Annotated in this window: 3 protein-coding genes; all 3 read right to left on the bottom strand. The window is 60.5% G+C overall.

All coding sequences use genetic code 11. The features are described from left to right. A partial coding sequence (locus PFH44_RS25660) for a glycoside hydrolase family 43 protein (protein ID WP_283826577.1) occupies positions 1-928 on the bottom strand: 928 nt, incomplete at its 3' end. Between the two features lie 12 nt (positions 929-940). Then, positions 941-2,320 (bottom strand): glycoside-pentoside-hexuronide (GPH):cation symporter, encoded by a 1,380-nt coding sequence (locus PFH44_RS25655; protein WP_283826576.1) that lies wholly within the window; start codon positions 2,318-2,320, stop codon positions 941-943. 359 nt (positions 2,321-2,679) lie between these two features. Continuing rightward, a partial coding sequence (locus PFH44_RS25650; RefSeq protein ID WP_283826575.1) for a dihydroxy-acid dehydratase domain-containing protein occupies positions 2,680-3,859 on the bottom strand: 1,180 nt, incomplete at its 5' end.

The raw sequence follows: 3,859 nt of genomic DNA, 5'->3' as shown, positions 1-3,859 counted from the left end.
GCTTGCCGCCCTCGGTGCCCGGCCAGCCGTCGCGCCAGGCGACGGGCGTAATGCCGGTTTCCCGCCCCAGCGAGCAGTAGCCGCGCCCGCCGGACGCCAGCAGCGGCACGCCGGGCAGGCGCTGCGGGCGGCTGACAAGGTACGCCATATACCACTCGCCGGTATGCGTCTCCAGCAGCGAACCGTGGCCGCTTTTCTGCAGCGGGTTCTCCGGCAGGTGCCAGCTGCTCATCAGCGTCACCTCAGGAGAGAGCTCGTAGGGCCCGTCGATATTTTTCGCCCGCAGCACCACCGCGTGCTCGTAGCCGGTGCCGCCCTCCGCCACCAGCAGGTAGTACCAGCCCTCTTTGCGGTACAGGTGCGCCCCTTCGGTGTAGCGCAGGTCGGTGCCGGTAAACAGGGTTTTGCGCGTCTTCGCCAGGGTTTGCGTCTGCGGGAAATACTCCTGCATGACGATGGTACAGTGCGGATCGCTGTGGTGGCGCGGCCCCCACGGGCGATAGATGTAGTATTTTCGGCCGTCGCTATCGTGAAACAGCGACGGGTCAAAGCCGCCGTTGCCCATCGCAATCGGTTCGCTCCACGGGCCTTCGACCGACGGGGCGGTCACCAGAAAGTTGCGGCCGTTTTTCCACGGCGAGTCGACGATTTTGACATCGGTATACAGCAGCCAGAACAGGCCGTCGGCGTAGCTCAGGCACGGCGCCCAGATGCCGCCGGAGTCAGGGTTACCTTTCATATCCAGCATCGACACGCGATCCAGCGGCGTGCTGACCAGCGACCAGTTTTTCAGATCCCGCGAGTGGTAAATGCGCACACCCGGAAACCACTCAAAGGTGGAGGTGGCGATGTAGTAATCCTCGCCCTGCCGGCACAGGGACGGGTCGGGGTTGAAGCCGGTCAAAATCGGGTTAGTAATCGTGTACATAGTGCCTCCCTCTTAGTTGGATGCTGCGGCCGCTGCGGCGGGAACGTCTTCACTCTGCGCCGCGCGATGCTTAAGCAGCTCCCGGCTGATGGCCTCAACGCGCTCGTCGCTCAGCTTGTAGAGCGAGAGCATGATGAACATGCCGACGTAGAGCACCACCGGCACCACGCAGAACAGGATTTTAATGGTGGTGAGCACTTCCACCGGCTGCACGCTGCTGCTGGCGGAGTAGTTCACAAAGGCGAGAACCCAGCCCACCACCGCGCCGCCGATCGCCAGGCCAATCTTCAGGCTGAACAGATAGGTGGAGAACACCAGGCCGTCGAGGCGGCGGCCGCTGCGGCTCTCTTCGTAATCAACCACGTCGGAGGCCATCAGCCACTGCAGCGGCGTGGTGGTGTTAAAGATGAACAGGAAAACGATGTTGAGCGCGAAAATCAGCCCAATCTGTTCGGCAGGGATAAAGAACAGCAGCAGGCTTAGCAGCGAATAGACGACGATAATTCCTTTGAAGGCCTTCACCCGATCGAAGCGCCCCAGCAGGCGCGACGAGGCCAGCGAGCCGAACATGGTGGCGATGCTGCCGTACAGCAGAAACTGCATCGCCATCTCCGGGTGATCCATCACGTATTTGACGAAGTAGAGCGTCGCCCCGCCGCGCACCACGTTGGAACAGGTCGCCATCATTTTGAAGGTGCACATGATCCGCCACTGGGTGTTGCCGAACAGCAGCCGGAGATCCTTCATCACCGAAGCGCCCGGCTGCACCTCAAAGGTGTAGCGCTCTTTGGTGGTAAAGAAGCAGACGTACAGCAGCACCACGCCGGTCAGCCCCAGCACGCACATCGCGCCAAAGTAGCCCACCTGCTCGTTGCCCTTGCCGATGATCCCCACCAGCGGCAGCGCGATACCGCTGATCGCCAGCGATCCGGCGGCGGCGAGGAAAAAGCGCCACGACTGCAGCGTGTGGCGCTCTTTCGGATCGGCGGTGATCACCCCCGGCATCGCGCAGTAGGGCACGTTGACGAAGGTGTACACCAGCGTCAGCAGGATATAGGTGATGCTGGCGTAGATGATTTTACCCTGCGCGGAGAAGTCCGGCGTGTAGAAGGTCAGCATACAGACGAGGCCAAACGGGATCGCCCCCCACAGCAGGAACGGGCGGAACTGACCGTAGCGGGTGCGGGTACGATCCACCAGCAGCCCCATCAGCGGATCGGTAACGGCATCCAGCACGCGCGAAATTAAGAACAGCGTGCCCATCACCCCGGCGGAAAGCCCAAAGACGTCGGTATAGAAATAGGCCAGCAGGAACATTGTCGCCTGCCAGACAAAGCCGCAGGCGGTGTCACCCAGCCCGTAGCCAATTTTATCTTTCATGGTTAATTGCATATTTATCCCCAACCCCAGAGAGTGGAATGATGCAAACGTCAGGGGCCTGAAGAGGGCAAAAAAATACCCGCAGCGTCGTCAGGAAAACACCCGTGATGCGTGTGCCTAATTCACGTTGTCGTGTTAATAGAGTGTAATGAGCCGCTCGTTTTTACGGCAATGACCATATTTAATTTATGAATTATGTTTTTTTGTTTTTGTGATTAGGGTTGGGATAAAGAGGAAACTGAATAAATATTTTTAGCTTTTATTTTTAACGAGTTATTGAATAACAAAACACTCAATAAATAGGCTTTTAACGCCAACGAAAATTCGCCCGCGGAATATTTTCCGCAGGCTAAAATTAACCGCTTAATTATTTATAAGCCGAGGGCTTTTTTACCGGCGTTAATAACCTCAATAATTTTATCGGTATCATAAATACAGCCTTTCCAGGTTCCGCCGCTCACCGACTGCAGCGCGGCCCAGAGGCGCGTATCGTCCGGTAAAAAATCGTGCGGGTGCAGATCCGGATGTGGCGCTCTCGCCGCCAGCGTCAGGGCGCCCTCTTCCGGCGTCAGGCGCGCCTCCGCGGTGCCGATAAAGTTCACGCTGCCGGTCAGGGCCAGACGGTCAACCACGATCTCGATGATATCGTTATCGCGCAGCTTGCCGATGGGCCCGCCCGCCAGCGCCTCGGGCGCCACGTGGCCAAAACAGGCGCCGGTCGAGACGCCGGAGAAGCGCGCGTCGGTGATCAGCGAAACCGTTTTGCCCCACGACACGTGCTTCAGCGCCGAGGTGAGCTGGTAGGTCTCCTCCATGCCGGTGCCGGACGGCCCGCCGCCGATCACCACCATGATATCGCCCCGCTCAATCTCGCCGTTTTTAATCGCCCCGATCGCCCGCGCCTCCGAAACAAATACCCGCGCCCGGCCGGTGTGGCGATACACGCCGTCGTCGTCCACCACCGAGGGATCAATGGCGGTGGCTTTGATCACCGATCCTTCCGGCGCGATGTTGCCCACCGGGAAGGCCACCGTCGAGGTGAGCCCTTTCGCCCTGGCGCGCTCCGGCGGCAGGATCACGTCATCCGGATCGACGCCGTCCTGCTCCAGCAGGCACTGGCGGAACTTCTGCCGACGCTCCGAGGCCTGCCACCAGTCGAGGTTTTCCCCGACCGTCTGGCCCGTGACCGTCATGGCGTCGAGGTGCAGCAGGCCGAGATCGCGCAGGTGCAGCATCACTTCCGGCACGCCGCCGGCGAGGAACGCGCGCACCGTCGGATGGTAGTCCGGGCCGTTGGGCAGCACGCTGACCAGCCGCGGGACCTTGCGGTTGATGCGCGTCCAGTGCTCGACGTCGGGAATGGTGCAGCCCGCCGCGTGGGCAACCGCCGGAATATGCAGCAGCAGGTTGGTTGAACCGCCAAACGCGGCGTGGATCACCATCGCGTTTTCGATGGCCTTATCGGTCAGGATATCGCGGGTGGTAATGCCGCGATTATCCAGCTCGCTCACCGCCCTTGCCGACTGGCGGGAGATCTCCAGCCACACGTCC

Source organism: Klebsiella sp. Ech2A (genome assembly GCF_030078455.1).
Taxonomy (GTDB): Bacteria; Pseudomonadota; Gammaproteobacteria; order Enterobacterales; family Enterobacteriaceae; genus Klebsiella; species Klebsiella terrigena.
The sequence above is the reverse complement of the archived record's forward strand: the minus strand, read 5'-3'. Positions and strand labels throughout refer to the sequence as shown.

Coding starts and splice junctions, on each gene's coding strand:
- PFH44_RS25655 (WP_283826576.1), bottom strand. CDS start 2,320: ATGCAATTAACCATGAAAGATAAAATTGGCTACGGGCTGGGTGACACC.